This is a genomic window from Fibrobacter sp. UWH9 (genome assembly GCF_900129715.1).
Lineage (GTDB): Bacteria > Fibrobacterota > Fibrobacteria > Fibrobacterales > Fibrobacteraceae > Fibrobacter.
In genome coordinates this window covers 306,855-326,019 of sequence record NZ_FQWP01000002.1, presented here as the reverse complement: position 1 = coordinate 326,019, position 19,165 = coordinate 306,855, and the positions used below count along the sequence as shown (strand labels likewise).

Sequence of the window (19,165 nt, the reverse complement as noted above, 5' to 3'; positions counted from 1 at the left end):
TTAGAGTTCCTGCTTAAGAATTTCAGCTGCACGTTTTTTTATTTCGTTGGGAATCGTCAGACTTTTTTGGTGATGAGGTTTTACTCGGGCGTCTACGATTATCGGCGCATGGCAACCCCAATGTTTATTTTGTATGAAACTTTGTAGGCCGAATATATCACGGGCCGGGTCTGAACGGGTGAACGTTAACCACAAGAAGTCGGGTAGCTTGCTTCCATCCAGACGTTCGTTGTCGATTTCGGATACCTGGTCGACAATTGAAATCCAGGGATAATTCTCTCTAAACTCCCATTTGTCCAGGGCGGATTCCAGTTGCATGAAAATGGCTTCTCTTTCATTTTCGTTAAACGCAGGCGCTTGAATGATAAGAACTCCTGCCATGGGCATCTTGATAAGATTTCTTGACGTCTTTCCTTGTGAATTGGTAAATGCATCCGGTAACTGCAGAATTTCTATGTCCTGCATATCATGGCGAAGATTCCTACGCTTTTCTCCGGCGGCAGCCATAATCAATTTGGAACCGTGGTTTAAACGTCCTCCTGTATAGTCCAATGTGTCGATTGTGGTGGCGGTCTGGAAATGCAGATCTCTGCTGAAATCCAGGCGCTCCAGCACATGGGCAAAGAAGGCGGGTACATCGTTGACGTTCAGGTTGGCGTTGTCTTCCTTGGCGGCGATTAAAAGGTATTTGCTGAGACTTGCCTGGTTGAACCCTAAAATGGCGTTGGCGGTTTTCAGCAGCTCCATGGGTTCCCGCTCCTTGGCGTAGGGCACGAATCGTTCGCTGGCCAATGCTAGGCAAAGGGGATGAACTCCGGCGTCATCTACAGCGTGAATGGCGTGAAGCCCCGGAATCGATGCGGGAACCATAGGCTTTGTTATCTGATGGATAAAGCTACCGAAAAGAGTGTCTTCCTTGGGGGGCCTGCCTACGACGGTAAAGGGGTAGATGGCGTTCTTCTTGCAAAGGACTTTTTTTACCTTAAGACAGGGGAAATCATGTTTGTCGGAATAGTATCCGATATGGTCGCCGAAAGGTCCCTCGGGTTTCAGCTCCGGTTCCATTTCGCCAAGAATGCAGAAGTCGGCATCAGAAGAAATCAAGTAACCATCGTGAATGAAATACCGGAAACGTCTACCTCCCAGCATCCCTGCAAAAACCAGCTCAGAAAGGTTTTCGGGCATGGGCATGACTGCGGCTACAGTTTGCGCCGGAGTGCCGCCTATAAAGATGCTGACTTTAAGGGGGCGATTTTCTTCAATGGCTTTCCGGTGGTGTCTGGCGATGTCGCGCTTGATTTGATAGTGAAGGCCGCATTCTTCGTTGGGAACGTACTCGTTTCCGGAAATCTGGATTCGGTACATGCCGACATTGGTGGTCATGACGCTTGCGTTTTCGCTAGGGCGGGTCGCTACCTGCGGTAACGTAATGAAGGCGCCGCCATCCAAAGGCCAGCTCTTGATTTGCGGAAGGTCCGCCAGTGTACATTCTTCAAAATCCTTGATGGATCCGCTGCGGCGGGGGAGGGCATTAATGCCTGTGCAGGCCGCTCTCAGCAATTTGACCGGATTGGGGTTCTTGAAGAACTGGACGGGGTTAGATTTGAACTGGACTGCCGTCTGGGTTCCCTTTATGGTTTTGCGGAATAGGAAGTCCAATCTTTCCTGGGTTCCGAAAATATTGCAGGCCGCTCTAAAAGGGCTTCCCTTGACCTTCTCAAAAAGAAGGGCGGGACCATTGTTTTCAAAAACCTGGCGGGCAATTTCTGCCATTTCTAGATTAGGGTCCACTTCCTGGTGGATGCGCTTCAACATGCCGGCCTTTTCTAAGTCCAGCAGAGCCTGCTCAAGGGATTTGTACATGGGAACCCCGATCTTCGGTATTAACCGGCGGTAGAGGATTGATTTAGTGCGCTGAAACTCTGGGTCTGCTTCTTGGCGACGATGGCTGCCTTGATGCTGATGGCTTCCTTGCGGCTAGCAACAGCATATACAAGGTTTGCCTTGTTTATCAGACCTGAAAAAACTTCTTCGGGACCGCCGATAAAACCCTGGAATTCAAAACTGTCGAAACAGCGGGTCAGACTTCCGTCTGCGACAAACTCATGCTTTGCCGTAAAACCACGGAAGGGACCGTTGCCCAGGCGAATCGTTAACTTGTTGTCGCTGAAGGCACTGATGAGGCCAGTCCAGGTGATTTTCTTGAATCCCACCATCATAGTGTACTTGACCACATCACCCTTTTCCAGAGTCTCGGGAAGGGTATAGTAGATGACGGGAGTGGTACCTACAGCCACTTTCATAGGGGCGCAACTAAGTGTCTCTAGCAGGTTTGCGAGAGAGTATTCTTGCCACGAAGTCTGACTGAATTGTACCATGACCCGTAATGTAGTAAATTTTTTGGCTCCGTTGGGAATTTCTCTTCAAAAAGCTATCTTGTACCTCCGAAATGAATTCTGTACAGACTGATCAAAAATTTTTACGTAAAAGTACCCTTTTTACCTTTGCCGGTTCCGCCTTGAAGGTTGCCGCTCCAGTCCTCACGATTGTGGTGGCACGAGTTTTTGGTAAGGAAATATTCGGAATATATGTTTCTACTCAGCTTTTGATCTTGAGCCTTAGTCGTGTTGCGGTGATTGGCCTTGATAAAGGTATGCTGCGATACATTCCGCAAAACAAGGTTTGCGGTCGTCCGGAGCATGAGGGTATTATTGAATCCTTGTGGCGTACGCTTTTCTTCGCCTTGGTGATTTCTGTGGTCATGTGGGGTGGTGCCGCCTTTGACCTGCAGCGGATTACCACGGGCCTGGCCATGCTTTCGTCGGCAGAAATATCGCTTTATGTTCTTTCTATCATTCCCTACACGTCCTTGCTTTTGTTTGCTGCTTCATCCGAAGGGAACCGTCGTCCGCAATACAAGATTTTTATCAATGAGTTTGCTGTAACGACTCTCGCTCCTGTTATTGCCCTGGCTTTGCATTTTACCGGATTCCAGGATAAGCTGGCCCTGCCCTTGGGATTCTTTGTTTCTAACCTGTTTGGCGTTATAACCTACATCTTCCTGATCAATAGACAGTTTACCCAGATCCGCTGGTTTATCAAGGATAAGATTCCGTCGGAACTTCTGAAGTTTTCTATTCCCCTGGGTGTTACAGAAATTGTCGCTTCCTTCCTTTTGCGCATGGACTTGTGGATGGTGCTGGCCTTGATTGGACCTGAAGCCGCCGGTGTCTATGCGGTGATGGTTACCATTTCTAACGGCCTCAAGACAGTTCGCAGTAGTTACGATCCTATTTTGCAACCTGTGGTCGCGGGAATGTCCAAGGAACGCCTTGACACGGACTTAAAGCCGGTGTTTTCCTATTGCGTTTCCATGGTGACCTTGATCCAGTTGACCATTGGCTTTTTCATTGTGCTGTTCCCCGAGCAGACCATGATGATTGCAGGAAAGTCTTTTGTGACCGACGAAAACCCGGTTGCCGTACTTGGCATCCTGATTATCGGTAACTTGATAAATGGTTTCTTTGGCCTTACCGGATCTGTAATCAACGCCTTGGGCAAGAGCCGTTTTATGCTCTTCATGAATATGGTTTCCCTGGTGTTTGCCACGATCATGAACCGTATGTGTATTCCCATTTTTGGCATTGCTGGCGCCGCCATTTCTTCTATGGCCTATCAAATTCTGCAGAATGTCTGGATGTGTCTGTACCTGCGCAAAATGGGATATTGGCCCTTTAGGCTGAACCTGTTGATTCAGATTGCCTGGATCCTGCTCCTGATTATTTCTTACGTTGTCTTGAATACGGTCTGGGCTCCTTCCCTTTGGATAAAGGCCACCATTTATGTAGGCATCATTCTTTTGATTGTGTTGACCTTCTTTAAACAGGGTCTTGCTGGCGAAATGGGGTCTCGTAAGAAAAAGAAATCTTAGTCCACCTCGTGAATTAGGTATATTGTTGATATGATTCCGAAAAAGATACATTACATTTGGCTTTCTAACGATCCGCTGCCTCCTCTTGCAAAACTTTGCCTTGATAGCTGGAAGCGCCGTTGTCCCGATTATGAAATCATCCATTGGGATATGGCTCGTTGCCAAAAGATTATTGATACGGTTCCTTTTGTTCGCGAAGCGGTTAGCATGTCTAAGTGGGCTTTCGCAAGTGACTACATTCGACTTTATGCGGTTTATACAGAAGGTGGCGTGTATCTGGATAGTGACGTTTTTGTCTACCAGAGCTTTGATGAATTTTTAAGTAACGGCTACTTTACCAATATTGAATTTACGTCTCATTTTAAGAGAAATAAGTCTTGGAAGATGCTGAACGAAGATGGCACGAAAAAGGATCCCAACAAGATTCCCCTTCCGGGACTTGCCTTGCAGGCTGCCATTTTTGGTGCCGAGGCCAATCATCCCTTCTTGAAGAAGGCCATGGCTTACTATGAACGAGAAAAGTTCATCTTGCCTAACGGAAAGCTGAACATCGAAAATATTGCACCTTATGTGTATGCCCATACGGCGCAGGATTTCGGTTTTGTGTACAAGGATAAGTTGCAGCAACTTGAAAATAACATGATGATTTTGCCCAGCAAGGTCTTCTTGCCCAGCTGCGATGAAACGAATTTTAAACCGTATGCGATTCATGTAACCAGTGGTAGCTGGAGACCTTTCACTCATCGTATCGTGCGATTCTTTAGACGTTTGCCGATTATTATTTGCAAGATCGGTAAAAAGAATAAGTCTCTCGAAGAAACCCTGAATGATTACGAATCTAAGAGCCTGATCAAGTATTAAGTCTATGACAAAGTATCTTTTTGTTTTGACCAGTTCCGAGAAGGATTTCTTCTGCGAACAGACTTTGGTGGCCATTGCATCTTTGCGTGTTCACAACCCGGGAGCATTTGTTACGCTTCTGACTGACGACAGAACTGCAGCGACTCTCGTTGGCCCCCGAGCCGCCCTGAAAGAGGCTGTAGACGAACTGGTGGCTCTGGAAATCGATGAAAAATTTACTCCCATGATGCGTTCCCGTTATCTGAAGACGGTGATGCGTAACGTGGTGGATGGCGATTTCCTCTATATGGATTCTGACATCGCCATTGTGGGCGACCTTTCCATTCCTGATGAATGGCGCGGCGGAATTTATGCGGTGCTTGACTTCCACACCAATTTGCATAAGGCCATTAATCGCAAGAAGATTCTGAACAATGCCAAGATGCTGGGATTCTCTCCGATTCTGAACGATGAGATTTTCAACGGTGGCGTCATGTTTGCCAGCGATACGCCCGAGGCTCGAGCCTTCTTTGAAAAGTGGCATGAACTGTGGCTGTATTGCCTGACCAAGAACTTCCCCTATGACATGGCCTCTCTGGCCGAAGCCAACTTCAAGTTCAATTATGTCACCAAGAAAATGCCGGGTGAATGGAACTGCCAGATGGCTTATGCCCGCGATTACATTCCCACAGGAAAGGTGTTCCACTTTTTCGGATCTCGCATTATCAACACCTGTGGCCGTAAGGTTCCCGATAGCATGGACCTGTTCCTGCCCAAGATCCTGCGCAAGAACTTCTACACCGACCTGAAGAATATTCCCGTGAAGGTCAATGCCGACAAGAGCATTACCATCAACGAATATTACGATGACGTCATTGCCCATGCCAAGGATGCTTTCCTCTATCAGACAAAGCATGCCGGTAAATTGGGTGCCGATATTATCCGTTCCTACGCATTTGCCAAGTCTTTGGGTTTTGTGTACAAGAAGATGCCTTTTGTCTTGCCGTTGCTTTCCTTGATTGGTAAGATCCTATGAGTCTGCTTTTCAATCTGGAAGCGGTTCAGCCCATTCACAGCGCCAAGTTTCATGGCGGGGGCTCCTATGGCGAAGTGATTTTCTGGGCCATGGTGAATCGAGGTGCAAAATTCAGCTGTATTTATGACAGCCGTAAATACCTGTCTCCCGATATCCTTGCCGCCTGCGAATCTAATGGCGTTCCGCTTTATGATCTGAGCGTCAGCTCTCCTCAGCAGATTATCGACGAAAATAACATTACTGATTTTTACACTCCGCTCTATTCTCTGAGTCCGAAGTGGCAGGTGAATGTTAAACGTTTTGTGTTTACCTGGCACGGCGTTCGTGCATTGGAAATGCCTTACGAATGTCAGGGTGTCGCCTTTGCCAAGAAGTTGTCCCAGAAGGTAGAGGCCCTTTTCCGCTACCGTGAATGGTGGAAAAAGTACTACTATAAGCCTAAATATCAGGCCCTAGCTAAATGCATCGCCGAAGGCGGTGTCGATACCATAACCGTCAGCGAACACAGCCGTGCGTCTATCAAGTCCTTCTTCCCGGAACTGCTCCATAAGGAAATTCCCGTATTCTACAGCCCCATGACCGAATACGAACCGGAAGGATTCCTGCCGCCGAATGTTTTGCCCAAGAAGTATTTCTTGCTCACTAGTGGTGCCCGCTGGGAAAAGAATAACTTGCGTTCCGTAAAGGCTTTCGACCAGCTGGTTTCCATGATGGAATCGCAAGGGGAAGCTTTTGATTTCAAGCTTGTCATTACTGGAGCAACCAATCCTAAAGTCTATCTGAAAAATGTCAGGCACAAGGATCGCCTGGTACTCCTGGGTTACGTGGAATCCAAGGAACTGGAATTTTTACACAAGAATGCCTACGCCTTTATATTCCCCAGTTTGAACGAAGGCTTTGGCTATCCTCCCATGCAGTCTATGCGTTACGGCGTGCCTGTGGCAGCCAGCGGTTCTACGTCCATCCCCGAAATTTGCGACAATGCGGCTCTCTATTTCGATCCTTATTCTGTGAGCGAAATGAAAAACCGCATGATCCAACTTTTGGACGGATCCATTTACGGCCTTTATGCGGAGCGTGCCCTGAAGCGTTATGCCGAGGTGAGCAAACGTCAGAAAGATGATTTGCAAAAGGCTGTTTCCTGGATTTTGAAGTCAGAAACGTAAACCGCATACGGTAAAGAAGAACATAAAAAAGGAGCGCCCTAGGGCGCTCCCTTTACGTTTTATTTTCTGTATGCTTTATTCCTTGGGCTGCATCGTATCGTTGCGCAGCAGAGAACGTAAAACCTTGCTGGCTCCCACAGCTTTTGTTTTCCAGGCCAAATCGTTTTTGTCGGTGGTTTGTGCAAAGTGTTCCTTTTCGCCGCGATAAACTTCTTCGTTATCCAGGCCGCCCATAATCACATGGTCCCGGAATCCCAGATAGTAGGAGTTCTGGGAGAAGAACATAGACGGTTGATTTGCGGGGCGTTCCTGGGCCAGCAAATCGTAACCCCAGTAGTGGTTGGGCTTGCGAACTTGGGCCAAGTCCATAATGGTGGGGCCTACGTCATGTTGCGAGGCTACGTCTTCGCGAACGTTCAGACCCTGTACTAAGTTTGTGTCGGCAGAGAAAATTCCCATGAAAATTCGCGTGGTGGCAACGCCCAGAGGCTGGGGAACAGCGTAGTCAATGGAGTCCACCGGTGTATCGTGGTCACCAAGAATGATTACGACGGTGTTTTCGTAATCCTCACGAGTTGCAAGCTTTTCAAAGAAACGTCCCAATTGCTGGTCGGTGTATCGCAAGGCGTTGCGGTAACGCTCCATGGCATCGTCAGGCTTCGGGGCGAATTCATCCGGGTAGCCAAAGAAGGGGATGTGGGTGGCGATGGTATTGAATGTCAGCAGCCAACGGGAATCTGTAGGAAGGCTGTCTAGAACTTCAATGGCCTTGTCTACGCCGAGGCTGTCTGTTGTTCCTGGGATTTTCGTGTCTTCGGGGAGTCTCCAGTTGTCGCCGAAGAATTTTTCTACAAAGGGTAGCGTGTGGTCAAAAACAGGGTTCGATACGGTGACGTAGTATCGGGTGTAGTTTTCCAGCAGTTCCGGGAATCCGGTAAAATGGTTTGAAGCGTAGAAACTGGGCAAGTCGCGGTTGGGGTGGGAGGGGAATCCCAGATAGGTTGCCATAGTTCCGCGAACGGTTGGGTAGCCGCCGCTAAAGGCGTTCTTGAACCAGAAACTACCGCGATTGGCGAGATCCCAGAGGCTTGGGGCGAGTGTTGTATCCCCTTCTAACATCTGGTTGATGATGCGGCCCTTGAAGGATTCGCCGAATATGAAAACGATGTTGTAGGGGTGCTGGGCCTTGTAGGCGTGGGCTGGCGTCTTTCTATAGCCGGGGAATTCTGCATCTTGACGTGACTTGCTGAAATCTGCCGGCAAAAAGGAATCCAGGTTATCGATGAGTTCGTCTGTAATGCTGTAGTTGTCGCGGACGAATTCAAAGGTTTCCACGGCGGCAATGTGAAGGATTGGTGCTGTTAATGTATGCTTGCCTAAGGTAAAGCGGATGTCCACCTTTGTATTGATGACGGGAATCGTGTATTCGCCGCGAGCCCCAGTCAGGAACAAGATGAGCGGTATAATCGAAAGAATCAGACCTGATGTAAGGAAACTGATAGGAAGTTTTTTTGTAAAACTGTATTCGACTAGCGTTCCCTGCTTCTTGGATTTCTTTCTTTTTAATGTTTCGTATATACAGTATGCGGTACCGCCCAGCACAATCAATAATAACAGACCTACCCACAGGATGGTTCCTTTTAGGTCGCCACCCAAGGTTGTGATTGTAGTTTCGTCAACGATGTTGGACAGGTGAAAATAAGTACGTATAAAGGAATAGGAAAGTCGCTGGTGTGAAAATCTGAAAACCTCGTAGTCGGCAATGGCTATGAAGAAATAGAACACGTAAAAGATCACCATTGCCCGGGGTTTCTTCAGGAAGGTGAAAATGGATGACATTACGAGAACGGCGCCAAATGCCATGCAGATCTGCCAAATGGTGCGACCCGAAAACATTTCCGAAAGGGAGAGTCCCAGCGGGTCGGGTAGGCTATAGAAAAGCACCAGCATGTAGCTCTGGATTACAAGAGCTATGGCTGTTATAATGACAAAGGGATTCAGTTTTTTCAAGTTAAATTCCATGTTCCAGAGAGTAGTCAGAAATTGTAATCAGGGAGTCCAGCATGGCTTTCAGTCTCGAAGTCGTCTGCGCTTCGGAATCGGCCAGGTTCTTTTCTTGATGGGTATCGCCTTCTGCAAAAAGGCCCTGTACGTCACCGGTGCCCAGGGGCAGTTTTTCGATAAGTCTGCGATTTTCGTAACCGACTGCAGCGACTCCTGCGTAGGCTCCAAGAGAAAGTCCGTCGCCGTAACCGCGAAGCAAGTTGTGTCCCATGAAAATATTTGGCGTTGCAATACCTGCCAATTCAAGAATGGTGGGGGCAATATCCATTTGTGCTGTCGTTGCCGTGTCTCTTGCCGGTTCGATGCCCTTGCCGTAAATGAGGAACGGAATCCAGGTGGCGTTAGAATAGGCTCCGCCATTCATTGTAGAAACTCCGTTTTCGCCTAGGGGGAATCCATGGTCTGCCATGATGATGACATAGGTGTTGTCGAACCAGGGTTGCTTTTCTACGGCACGCATAAAATGGGACAGCTGACGGTCGGCGTAGTTCATGGTGACGTTGATGCGCTCGGTTAGAGGCAGCTGCTTTTGTTCATCCGTCATACCCGCTGCAAAATTGAAGGGGTAGTGGTTGGATCGAGTCATCAATGTGGCCAGGAAGGGCTTCCCTTGTTTTGAAAGTGTGTCCAGAACGTATTCCGTGGCGTGATCAAAGAAGGTGGAGTCGTCTTCGCGGTTTCTGTCGTAATGCTGTGCTGTGTACCACTTAGACATCCATACGCCCAGATTATCCCAGGCCGGGTCGGCTGCCGAGAAATAATGGGTTGCGTATCCGGAATCCGTCAGGGTCGAGGCGAAGCTAGGCAAGGTGATGTGTGCCAGATCTGTTGCCTGTGCTAGCGTTGAATGGTGGGGAATGCCGATGTGGGTTGTCAGTACGCCACCTGTCGTGGGAAGCCCGCTGGTGTGCATTCTTTCCCAAATGCGGGAGTGCTGTGCCAGGGAATCGTAATAGGGGGTAGGGGATGTTTTTCCCTGGTTCAGGAAACCGGTATTCCAACCACGGTGAGATTCCATAAAGACCAAGATGAAGTTTGGTTTTTGGGCTCGCTGGGATTGCAACTTTTCACTTTGTAGAAGTTCGTTAGAAGGGGTGCGGTAAAGGGGATTGCCCTTTTCGTCATTTGTGAAATTCCAGAGGGAATCGCCTTCTACCTGTGTCCATAAATTTTGATAGAACCTGCTGTAGGCCTTGATGTCATTGTACGTCAAACCTTGATGATGGTCCGAAACGATTTCGTTATAAATCAAGGTTACAACGGGGCGAAGTTTTGTCATGCGGGCGTTTCCTGTCCATATGACATTGATGAACAGGGAGGACATAATAAAGAATATCACCATTCCGATGGAAATGCCCTTTACCTTTTGTTCTGCCTTACGGCCTAGTATTTTGTAGATGACAAAAATGAATGGGATGATGGCGAAGGGGAGAATGAATTGCAAAAAGGGAATGGAATAGTCGTTGGCGACATAGTCCCAGAGCATGACCAGCGAAGATGTGTCCTTGTAGGTATTTGCGATGCCGAAAGTCAGGTGGCATCCAAGGAATCGTTGAACTTCGTTATCAAATAATGTCAGGTCAAAAAGCAGGTACTGAAAAACTGCGTAGATAACTAGCAGAACGTTTGAAAAATTCTTTTGAGGCTTGATCGCCTTTAGGATTCCTGCAATAACAAGGAATATGACAAGGGCTTTGGAAATCCAGATAAAGTCCAGACAAACGGCATGGAAAATGTACCAGTCCGGCTTGCTAACAAAAGGGAATCCGTAGGGGTTACTTCTAAACAGAAGTAAAACGCGTAGAATGATGTGAGCCACCCAAAAAGCCAGAGACAGGAATACGAGATTCCTGTGACTCTGGATATGGCTCTTTATCTTATTCAGTAAAGAAATGATAATTGCCATTTTTTATGAATTAATATTCGAAATCGACAGCGCGGCGTTCTACAACAACCTTCTTCACAAAGCCTACGATAGCCTGGTGATCCGGATGACCCTGGTAGAAGTCCAGAGCTTCCTTGGTGCGGAAGGTGGTATCCAGTGCGATATCGTATTCAATGTCGCCGTTGCCCAGTTCGCTCTTGTTGAAGTTCAAACCGGATTCGATGCTGACGAGACCGGGAATCTTACCTTCAAGGGCGTGGAAGGCGGCAACAAGCTTTTCGCCGTTTTCCTTAGCGGTTGCACCTTCAGCTTCGGCCTTCAACTTCCACCAAACGATATGTCTGATCATGTTATTTCCTTTTTTTAGTTGTTCTTATTTGTTGAAATTTCTTTATACAGGTCCAGCTGACGTTTAAAGCAATCGTTCCAGCTGAATTTTTCTGCGTACTGACGGGCCTTGAGTTTCTTGTCTGTCAGGTCAGACTTGTAAAGTTTGATAATCGCCTGGGCCAGCGCGTGAGGCGTTCTTTCTTCAAGAATGATTCCCGCTCCGGATTCCTTTACGTGCTCGCAAGCGGCTCCTGTAGCGGCTCCAATCTGGGCGTTCCCGCTGGCCATACTTTCAAGAATCGAGAGACCGAAGGTTTCCCAGCCAGAAAGGGCTAGGCCTAAATCAACGCTTGCATAATGGCGGGCCATTTCGTCGATAGACTTGATAAATCCCACGTAACGGATATGGGGGTGGGTCTTGACCGCTTCCTGCACCTGCGGCAAGTAGGGCCCTGTTCCTGCGAGGATCAATTCCGGTTCCACACCAAGTTCTGCGGTCAATTCGTCATAGGCACCAAGTAAAAGTTCGATTCCCTTTTCTTCGCAAAAACGGTGTGGGAAGAATATGGTCAGACGATCGGAATTGCCGCCTTTAAAATCGGCAGCTAACGTAGCGTCATGCTTCTCGGGAGAGAACATCCGGATGTCGCAACCAAGAGGAACCCAGTAGGGGTGCGGCAGATGGTTTCGTTCCAGTCGTTCCATTACTTCCTTGCAAGAAACTTCTACTGCGTCAAAGCGTGTGAATTCGCGGCGGGCGTACCAGAAGGCAATCTTTTCTGCAACGGAACCTAAAGCCTTGCCCAGTTTATTTGCGACGGGGCGGCCCACATAGGTAACGGGGAAGTCCGCATGCCAGAAACTGAGAAGGGCTGCCTTGGGGCAAATCTTTTTTGCGGCGTGGCGAACGACGGTGGGCAGTATGTAGGGGCTGCCAACTTCGATGACCTGGGGCATGTACTTCTTGAGTACGGGCTGAATCTGGCTCTGTCTCCACATGAAGCGGTATTCCCAGTTGCCTGGGAATCTATAGGCTTCCACATGTTCGATAATCAGACTGTCGCTAACCTGTTCTGTATACGTTTTCCCATCGGGCATCACAAACACCAGAAGAACATCTTTCTGCTGCTTGTAGAATTCCATCTTCTGCAGATGGTAACGACGAACGCCGCCTCCCGAGGGACTCCAAAAGTTGTTGAAGTCGACTACAGTAAACACGGTTCCTCTTCCATACGGTTAGAAAGAGGGTCTATGTGCAGGTTGCCCTGATATAGCTTGTTGTTTCCGAGACGCTTGGAATCCACACTCAGTACCATGTCTGCACCCTTCTCTTCCAGCCAGTAGGTCGCATCGGAATCGCGGAGGTATGCGCGAGGGCCAACCAGTTCGCCATCGGAATCGATCAGCTCGCCGCCAAGGAACATGGGAATGTCCAATGTCTTGTACAGGTCCAGAATGACGGAGGAACGTCTCTGGTAAATATCCGACAGGTCCATATGGGTAGAAACCTTCAGGTGATCGATGCCGTCGATGATGACTACCAGGTTCGGGTGTTCCTTTACTTCGTCCTTAAGGATGTCTGCCAACTCGATGTTGTCGAGGGTAGGCTGGTCTTCCCAGATTTCCAGACGGTTGTTGCGGACGAATCCCATCAAGTCTCGTGTGGCTTCCAGAATCTTCTGGTTAATAGCTTCGTCTTCGTTTTGCTTACGAACGGTAAGGACTGATTCGCCAATCATCATGGCCACCATGCGGTCAAAAATCTGGCGGCGGGGCGTTTCCAGGGCGATATAAATCAACTTCAAGTTGGGGTTGCTCTGGAGCAGGTCTAGACCGATGCTGGAAAGCAGGGTGGTCTTCAAACCGAAGGGCTTAGAAGAAACGTAGAAGCAACCGGACTGGATACCGTCGATTTCTCTCGTCAGCTTGGGGAAGGTATTCAGCGTGTAGCCGACGGAGACTTCCGGCGGGCAACCCATGGCAGTATCAAAGTTTTCCTTGATGTCCTGCAGGAGCATGGAACGACGGTGGGTATGGACCGTATCTTCTTCAGTCTGGTCCACAAGAGAGATGAGCTGGTCGGCACCGTTCTTGCGTACCACCTGGTCTACAGTTTCGCCTGCAGGAAGGACGATGGACTTGAACTTCAAATTCAGTTCTTCGGCCATCTTCAGATACTTTTGAATTCGGAATTCCTGTTCGCGACGGTCTTGCTCACGACGGAGGATAACCGTAACGGCATCCGCACCACAAGCCTTCAACTTATAGAGGTGGCTTAGGCTCAGTTCCTGGTACATGGTGGACACGACGCCCGGAATGCCGGCCAAGTCTGCAGTCAGCGCGTCAAAGAATCCTTCGACAATGACGGGCTTAGAAATTTCCGACTGGATGTTGAAAGGAATGTCGCTGGGACCCGAGGCGTAGGACACATACGGGTGAGTAGCCTCTGCATCATCAATCAGACGGCCATAAACAGAATGGATCAGACCCTTGGAGTTGCGGGCCGGGATCGTGATGCGGGGTTCGTGGTAGGCTTCCAGATTGTCCAGGTAGAAACTAATCTGGTGTCTTTCGATACCGGAGAGCATACAGTAGCTGATGAACGGTTCCGGGTCGCCACTATAGTAACCGATACCATAGAGCTGGGCCTGTCCGATACTCCAGCCGCGGGAAGCTAAAAATTCTGCAGAAGAGGGACTCTTGCAAGCGGCCCAGTGACAGTATCGAACGAAATTTTCCAGAACCTTGGATTTCTCGCCACCGATTTCCTTGATCCATGGGTGTTCATCAGGCTGGGTTTCGTGCTCCTGTTCCAACGTACCTAAAAAGTCTAGCGCTTCAGTTCTGGCGGCCTGCTCATCCAAACCGTTAAAGCGGCTGCGCATTACAAATTCAACAAGGTCTCCTTCGCTACCGCATTGCAGGCAACGATAACGCCAATAACCCAAGGCATCGTAAAAGAACAGGGATGTCTCTTCCGGAGAATGGAAGGGGCAACAGGCGATAAGGTTCCTGCCCCAACGAGACAGGGGAATTCCTAGCTGGCGGGGATGAGTTTTCGCCCGCATAATCATACCCATGCGTTCTTGATCGATAAGCATTGTATACCTCTTACTTTCTAGAAAGACAATCTAGATTTTTTTAACTTTCAAGACATGATTATCCTTGGGATTGACCCCGGTTCTATCACTACCGGCTATGCTTTTTTAGATTCAGACGGCAAAAACTTGAAAGTTCTGGAATATGGAGTGCTTCATGCGCCTGCAGACCACGAACTAGAAGACCGCCTTTTGCATATTGTCTCTAAACTGGAAGTTCTTCTAGACAAATATCGCCCCGATGCGTTGAGCATGGAAGGCGTATTCTTTGCGAAAAATGCCCGCAGCGCCCTTGTCCTCGGCCACATCCGTGGCGCAATTTTGGTGGCCTGCCGCAAGCGTGGACTTTCCTACAGTGAATACCCGCCCAAGGTGGTTAAACAGGCCGTTACCGGAGATGGAAGTGCCGCAAAGGAACAGGTCGCAAACATGATTTTTGCCCGCCTGGGAATCTCTGGAAGTGACCTTCCCCTGGATGCGTCCGATGCCCTGGCCATTGCCTGGACCCACGCCAATCCGAGCCCCATGTCTACGGCGATCCTGAGTGCCGGCGGCAAGAAGAAATCCCTGACCAGCCGAAAGAAAAAGGCGACTACCAAACAGTGGATGGACCTGATTGAGAAAATGGGAGGCACGATCCAATGAGTTGTAAAAATGAAAATTTAATTTGTTATGGATTACGTGAGGCCGGTTCGTCTGACTTTATAGAAATGGAAGGATACATGATGGATAAGAACGTCCTTCCCGCTTACAATAAATTAAAAGAAACTCTGGCGAAGGAAGGCTTTTTACTCCGGTTGGAATCCGCATACCGCCCCTTTGAACGTCAGCTCAGCATTTGGAACCGCAAGGCCTCTGGCGAATTAAAGCTGTTAGACGCCAACGGAATCCCCATGGAACGCCCCCAGGATGAAGAACAGCTGATGTATGCCATCTTGACCTGGTCCGCCCTGCCGGGCGCCAGCCGCCATCACCTAGGCACCGACCTGGACGTTGTCGACGGTAACGCCTGCCCGCCAGGTTATGAAGTGGAGCTGACTCCTGCAGAATGTAACGGGATGTTCGCCCCCTTCCATAAACGTCTGACGGAATTGATGGACTCCGGGGAATCCGCCGGCTTCCAGCGGGTTTTCGTTCCCGGCCGCGGCAAGATTCAGCCCGAAATGTGGCATATCGCCCATTTGCCCACATCCAGACGCTACCTTGAAAATTTCTCCCTAGACCGCCTCAAGCAAATCTACGAGAAGACAGAAATCGCCTGCAAGTCCGCTCTTTTAGATAATCTGGATAAGCTGGCGCAAGAATATATCTACCCCTATTTTGTGTAGTGCTATGAATCTGGATGAACGGACTCGCGGTTTTTTCAGGCTACCGCTGGAAACCTACGGCAAATCAGTTCTGGGGACGGATCTTCGATATGTCCCTTGCAAAGGCAAATGCGAACTGCTTGTCATTGCGGGAATTCACGGTGAAGAACCTGAAACGACTTTTTTGCTCAGTCGTGTTTTGCGCTTGATAAGTGCGCCCCTGGAACGCGCCGCCTTTGTCCTCTGTGCCAATCCCGATGGCATGACCTTGGGCACCCGAGGGAATTATAACGGCGTGGACCTGAATCGAAACTTTCCCGTATCCGTAAAGCCGGAAGGCTATGTCTATTCCCGTTCCGTGCTGGAGGCTCCCCGAGATACGCTTTTACGTTCTTGCAGTGCGGATGGATTTCCCGTAGAACCTGAAGTCCTTGGCTTGCTGGATCTGCTAGAAAAGCTGAAACCGGAAGAAATCCTTTCGATGCATGCGCCCATTGGCTGCCTCGATGCACCTGAGCGCACTTCTCTGGTTGAAGGTCTGTGCAACGTTTTTAACCTTCCCTGGATGCCCGATATTGGCTATCCCACTCCCGGCAGCCTAGGAACCTGGTGCAAAGAAAATATGGCGTCTGGCGGCCCGAAACAATGCGTTACGCTGGAGTTGCCTAGAATGTCCCTGGAGGGACTTTTTGACCGGTTTGGAACGTCCCTTGCCGAATTTTTGGAAAGCAAATATTAAAAGTTAGATCGAAAAAAACTGCGAGTCATGGACTCGCAGTTTTCGCATTAAACCTTTTATAAGAATTACTTCTGTGCTTCTGCTTCTGCAATAATCTTCTTGCGCTGCACAAGGCCAAGAGCAAAACCGATAATCATGTAGAGGCTCATCAAGAGCAACAGGTATTCGGTAATGAACGGAATCTTTTCAGAAACGAACAAGAAACCGCTAATGTAGGTGAGTACAATCAGAACTGCCTGGAACAAGTTGAGAGCGACGCTCTTGCGGGGCTGCAGCTTGGGGAGGAACAGGGGGCTCACCATCAGAAGACCGGTAACGAGCATAACCAGGATCGGCACGAAGATGAAAGCGCCGTTGGGATCTGCAAAAACGCCCTTAGACTTCAGGTAGACCACCAGGATGGCGTTAACAGCACCTGCGAAAGTGGAGGGAAGGCCAGAGAAGTGGTGGTGGAACGTGTCGGAGTCGCAAGCGTTGTACTTGGCCAGACGCATAGCGGCGCACAATACGTAAATAGAGAAAGTCACAATCAAAAGCACGGCGTTGGTCTGGAACCATTCCGGAGCGCAGTTCTTATAGGCAAAGAACACGGTGAATGCCGGGGCGACGCCGAAAGCGATAAGGTCTGCAAGGCTGTCGAACTGAGCGCCGAACTCGGAGCTGGCGTTAACCAGACGTGCGGCAAAACCGTCCAGCTTATCCAGCAGAACACAAAGAACGATAAAATAGCCACCCATACGGATAGGGTCTGCCGTGGTAAAGGAACTGAATGCACCCGTTGCCCAACAAACAGCGAATACTCCCAGCAAAAAATTCATACTGGTGAATGCGTTAGGCAAAATGAAACGAGTCTTTCCCATTATATCCTCCACTATAAAAGTGCTGGCTGAAAAATAGCTTATTTTTTATCCATTTTACGAAAAAAAACGTTCCCGAGGGAACGTTTTCTGAAAAAAATCGTACTTGACGCCTTATTTGGCGGGCTTGATTCCCCAAAGAGCCTTGACGCCTGCTGCAATCACCAGAATCTGGGGCGGAGCGTAGGGGTTTTCTTCGCTGGGGAAGTTGGTCCAGTGCTTTGTGGAGAATTGGTAGTACTGGGTCGGGCGGTACATAACCGGCAGGGCGGGAATGGTCTCCATAAAGATTTTGTTCAATTCTCTGTATGCCTCGGTCAGTTCCTTTTCGTCGGTCATTGCAGGAATAGCGCTGATTAACTTGTCTGCATCGGCATTCTTGTAACGACCCTGGTTGGCGAAGGCTTCTTCTCCCACAGGCTTGTAAGAAACGCTACCCATAATCTGGTCGAATCGGTTCCAGGGGGAAGCTGCGGACATTTCTGCTGTCTGGGTCTTCATGGCCAGGTCGAAGGTTCCGAGACGGAGGTCCTTGTCCCAAGTGCTGTAGTCCACAAACTTTTCTTCTGCAGACAGACCCAGTTCCTTGAGGGATTCCACGGAAACCTTGATGACGTCTTCCCAGTCGGTCCAGCCTTGGGGGCATTCGATAGTGAAGTTTCTAAGGGGCTGACCGCTCTTGTCCAGTAACTTGCCGGAGTCGTCCCAGCTGTAACCAGCTTCTGCGAGAATGGCCTTGGCTTTTTCGATATCGTAGTAGTAACCGTACTTGTCGGCGTCTTCCTTGAAGAAATACTTAGATTCGGTGCCGAAAGGCAGGATGAAACCGGGCTGAACGGCGGGGGTATAGTTGGAAACTGCCCTGGACTTGATCTTTTCAAAGTTGATGGCGTGCATCATGGCACGGCGAAGTGCAACGTCGTTAAACGGAGCGCTTTGCTGCTGGATAAGGAGGGTAGTGATGGACCCGGGCTGGTGGTACGGTTCGTTTCTGCTCCAGGCACGGATGCTATCGCGGGCCTTATCCCAAATGCGCGGCAGGAACACAGACGAGATGTCCAGGTTGCCCTTGGTCATGGCGCTGTTGAAATGATTGTTGCCGTTGTAGAGGGAATGTATGATATAGCGAGGCGTGGGCTTCTGGTTGTTATACTTGGCGTTGCCCCAATAGTTGTCATTACGTTCCAGGACAATCTGGTCGGGAGAGTAGGCCTTCAGATTGTACGGTCCGGAAACAACAGGCTGATCATCATTCTTGAACTCGGTAATCTTGGCCATATCATAATCCTTGCCGGATTTAGCCGAGTTGATCAGAGGTTCGAATACGGACTTGGGAAGAATGGAGGTTTCCGCAATGGCGTTCAAGATGATGAGCGGGTTCTTGTTCTTGCCGAAGTGGAAGGTCACATTGTTCTTATCGTCTGCGGTAATCTTGCTCAGGAAGTTCCAGTTGCCGTGTCTAGGAGTGGGCAGCAGGGAGTCGATGCGGAACGTGAAGAGCACGTCATCGACTGTAACCGGTGTACCGTCGCTCCACTTGGCCCTGGGGTCCAGGTGAACAGAAATGGAATTTTCGCTGCTCTTATAGCTGTCGGCAAGCATGGCTTCCAGTTCGCCGCTAAGCTGGTTATAGGCTAGAAGGGCCTCGTAGGAAAGTCTGCAGTTTCCGTCAATCGGGAAGTTGGGGTCGTAATCCAGCGGATTGAAGGTGGACGGGGGGGCCCAGTCAAAGCCGCCGATATAGAGCGTTTCGCTGCGGGGGTATTCTGAGGATTCTGTTTCTACGACTTCATTCTTGTCTTCATTGCAAGCCACCAAACCGACCGCGGCGATTGCCATGATCGTTTTTGCGAATGCAGAGAAAACGCTAGTTTTAAAAAGTTTGCTCATCTTCCAATGCCCATAAGAAATA

16 protein-coding genes are annotated in these 19,165 nt (G+C 49.2%); 7 read left to right on the top strand and 9 right to left on the bottom strand.

The window, feature by feature from the left end; genetic code table 11:
- Positions 1 to 1,863, bottom strand: coding sequence for a UbiD family decarboxylase (locus tag BUB94_RS03200; RefSeq protein ID WP_073234108.1), 1,863 nt, complete (start codon positions 1,861 to 1,863; stop codon positions 1 to 3).
- Positions 1,864 to 1,883: 20 nt separating this feature from the next.
- Positions 1,884 to 2,378, bottom strand: a complete 495-nt coding sequence (locus tag BUB94_RS03195; RefSeq protein WP_139260111.1) for an SRPBCC family protein — start codon at positions 2,376 to 2,378, stop codon at positions 1,884 to 1,886.
- Between the two features lie 71 nt (positions 2,379 to 2,449).
- Here BUB94_RS03195 and BUB94_RS03190 point away from each other — a divergent pair, with 71 nt between their 5' ends.
- Genes BUB94_RS03190 through BUB94_RS03175 form a run of 4 tightly spaced genes read left to right on the top strand, consistent with a single transcriptional unit; the run spans position 2,450 to position 6,973 of the window.
- On the top strand, positions 2,450 to 3,931 hold the full coding sequence (locus BUB94_RS03190) for an oligosaccharide flippase family protein (protein WP_073234106.1): 1,482 nt from the start codon (positions 2,450 to 2,452) through the stop codon (positions 3,929 to 3,931).
- Between the two features lie 30 nt (positions 3,932 to 3,961).
- Positions 3,962 to 4,792, top strand: a complete 831-nt coding sequence (locus tag BUB94_RS03185; RefSeq protein WP_073156019.1) for a glycosyltransferase family 32 protein — start codon at positions 3,962 to 3,964, stop codon at positions 4,790 to 4,792.
- Between the two features lie 4 nt (positions 4,793 to 4,796).
- Positions 4,797 to 5,807 carry a glycosyltransferase family protein gene (locus BUB94_RS03180; protein ID WP_073234104.1) on the top strand — a complete coding sequence of 337 codons (1,011 nt, stop codon included), beginning with the start codon at positions 4,797 to 4,799 and terminating at the stop codon, positions 5,805 to 5,807.
- Positions 5,804 to 6,973 (top strand): glycosyltransferase, encoded by a 1,170-nt coding sequence (locus tag BUB94_RS03175; RefSeq protein ID WP_073156025.1) that lies wholly within the window; start codon positions 5,804 to 5,806, stop codon positions 6,971 to 6,973. Before BUB94_RS03180 ends, BUB94_RS03175 begins: the two co-directional genes overlap by 4 nt.
- Before the next feature lie 75 nt (positions 6,974 to 7,048).
- Here the strand turns inward: BUB94_RS03175 and BUB94_RS03170 are convergent, their stop codons facing one another.
- From BUB94_RS03170 to BUB94_RS03150, 5 genes are read right to left on the bottom strand one after another with little or no spacing between them, the layout of a single operon-like run.
- Positions 7,049 to 8,995 (bottom strand): LTA synthase family protein, encoded by a 1,947-nt coding sequence (locus BUB94_RS03170; RefSeq protein ID WP_249269315.1) that lies wholly within the window; start codon positions 8,993 to 8,995, stop codon positions 7,049 to 7,051.
- A complete protein-coding gene (locus BUB94_RS03165) occupies positions 8,985 to 10,943 on the bottom strand; it encodes an LTA synthase family protein (RefSeq protein WP_073234102.1) in 1,959 nt (652 codons plus the stop codon). The genes BUB94_RS03170 and BUB94_RS03165 overlap by 11 nt, the downstream gene beginning before the upstream one ends.
- A 10-nt stretch (positions 10,944 to 10,953) precedes the next feature.
- The gene (locus BUB94_RS03160) at positions 10,954 to 11,271 is read right to left on the bottom strand and encodes a Dabb family protein (protein ID WP_073156029.1); all 318 of its coding nucleotides are present in this window, start codon (positions 11,269 to 11,271) and stop codon (positions 10,954 to 10,956) included.
- Positions 11,272 to 11,285: 14 nt separating this feature from the next.
- Positions 11,286 to 12,470, bottom strand: a complete 1,185-nt coding sequence (locus tag BUB94_RS03155) for a glycosyltransferase (RefSeq protein ID WP_073156031.1) — start codon at positions 12,468 to 12,470, stop codon at positions 11,286 to 11,288.
- Positions 12,458 to 14,353, bottom strand: a complete 1,896-nt coding sequence (locus BUB94_RS03150) for a CHC2 zinc finger domain-containing protein (RefSeq protein ID WP_073156034.1) — start codon at positions 14,351 to 14,353, stop codon at positions 12,458 to 12,460. The genes BUB94_RS03155 and BUB94_RS03150 overlap by 13 nt, the downstream gene beginning before the upstream one ends.
- Positions 14,354 to 14,407: 54 nt before the next feature.
- On the opposite strand from BUB94_RS03150, the gene ruvC reads away from it, so the two are divergent.
- The 3 genes from ruvC to mpaA are packed head-to-tail and all read left to right on the top strand — an operon-like array spanning position 14,408 to position 16,396.
- Positions 14,408 to 14,995, top strand: a complete 588-nt coding sequence (gene ruvC / locus BUB94_RS03145) for a crossover junction endodeoxyribonuclease RuvC (RefSeq protein ID WP_073156036.1) — start codon at positions 14,408 to 14,410, stop codon at positions 14,993 to 14,995.
- Complete coding sequence (locus tag BUB94_RS03140; RefSeq protein WP_073156039.1) at positions 14,992 to 15,678, top strand: M15 family metallopeptidase; 687 nt, start codon at positions 14,992 to 14,994, stop codon at positions 15,676 to 15,678. Before ruvC ends, BUB94_RS03140 begins: the two co-directional genes overlap by 4 nt.
- Before the next feature lie 4 nt (positions 15,679 to 15,682).
- A complete protein-coding gene (mpaA, locus tag BUB94_RS03135; RefSeq protein WP_073156042.1) occupies positions 15,683 to 16,396 on the top strand; it encodes a murein tripeptide amidase MpaA in 714 nt (237 codons plus the stop codon).
- Positions 16,397 to 16,461: 65 nt separating this feature from the next.
- Here mpaA and BUB94_RS03130 read toward each other — a convergent pair whose 3' ends face one another.
- Entirely contained in the window at positions 16,462 to 17,256 is a 795-nt protein-coding gene (locus BUB94_RS03130) for a CDP-alcohol phosphatidyltransferase family protein (protein WP_073156045.1), read from the bottom strand.
- 111 nt (positions 17,257 to 17,367) lie between these two features.
- Positions 17,368 to 19,143, bottom strand: a complete 1,776-nt coding sequence (locus BUB94_RS03125) for an ABC transporter substrate-binding protein (RefSeq protein WP_073234100.1) — start codon at positions 19,141 to 19,143, stop codon at positions 17,368 to 17,370.
- Positions 19,144 to 19,165 lie beyond the last annotated feature (22 nt).

What these genes read in the sequence shown, in the direction of transcription:
- BUB94_RS03200 (WP_073234108.1), bottom strand. Translation starts at nt 1,863, where the DNA reads ATGTACAAATCCCTTGAGCAGGCTCTGCTGGACTTAGAAAAGGCCGGC.
- BUB94_RS03195 (WP_139260111.1), bottom strand. Translation starts at nt 2,378, where the DNA reads ATGGTACAATTCAGTCAGACTTCGTGGCAAGAATACTCTCTCGCAAAC.
- BUB94_RS03190 (WP_073234106.1), top strand. Translation starts at nt 2,450, where the DNA reads ATGAATTCTGTACAGACTGATCAAAAATTTTTACGTAAAAGTACCCTT.
- BUB94_RS03185 (WP_073156019.1), top strand. Translation starts at nt 3,962, where the DNA reads ATGATTCCGAAAAAGATACATTACATTTGGCTTTCTAACGATCCGCTG.
- BUB94_RS03180 (WP_073234104.1), top strand. Translation starts at nt 4,797, where the DNA reads ATGACAAAGTATCTTTTTGTTTTGACCAGTTCCGAGAAGGATTTCTTC.
- BUB94_RS03175 (WP_073156025.1), top strand. Translation starts at nt 5,804, where the DNA reads ATGAGTCTGCTTTTCAATCTGGAAGCGGTTCAGCCCATTCACAGCGCC.
- BUB94_RS03170 (WP_249269315.1), bottom strand. Translation starts at nt 8,995, where the DNA reads ATGGAATTTAACTTGAAAAAACTGAATCCCTTTGTCATTATAACAGCC.
- BUB94_RS03165 (WP_073234102.1), bottom strand. Translation starts at nt 10,943, where the DNA reads ATGGCAATTATCATTTCTTTACTGAATAAGATAAAGAGCCATATCCAG.
- BUB94_RS03160 (WP_073156029.1), bottom strand. Translation starts at nt 11,271, where the DNA reads ATGATCAGACATATCGTTTGGTGGAAGTTGAAGGCCGAAGCTGAAGGT.
- BUB94_RS03150 (WP_073156034.1), bottom strand. Translation starts at nt 14,353, where the DNA reads ATGCTTATCGATCAAGAACGCATGGGTATGATTATGCGGGCGAAAACT.
- ruvC (WP_073156036.1), top strand. Translation starts at nt 14,408, where the DNA reads ATGATTATCCTTGGGATTGACCCCGGTTCTATCACTACCGGCTATGCT.
- BUB94_RS03140 (WP_073156039.1), top strand. Translation starts at nt 14,992, where the DNA reads ATGAGTTGTAAAAATGAAAATTTAATTTGTTATGGATTACGTGAGGCC.
- mpaA (WP_073156042.1), top strand. Translation starts at nt 15,683, where the DNA reads ATGAATCTGGATGAACGGACTCGCGGTTTTTTCAGGCTACCGCTGGAA.
- BUB94_RS03130 (WP_073156045.1), bottom strand. Translation starts at nt 17,256, where the DNA reads ATGGGAAAGACTCGTTTCATTTTGCCTAACGCATTCACCAGTATGAAT.
- BUB94_RS03125 (WP_073234100.1), bottom strand. Translation starts at nt 19,143, where the DNA reads ATGAGCAAACTTTTTAAAACTAGCGTTTTCTCTGCATTCGCAAAAACG.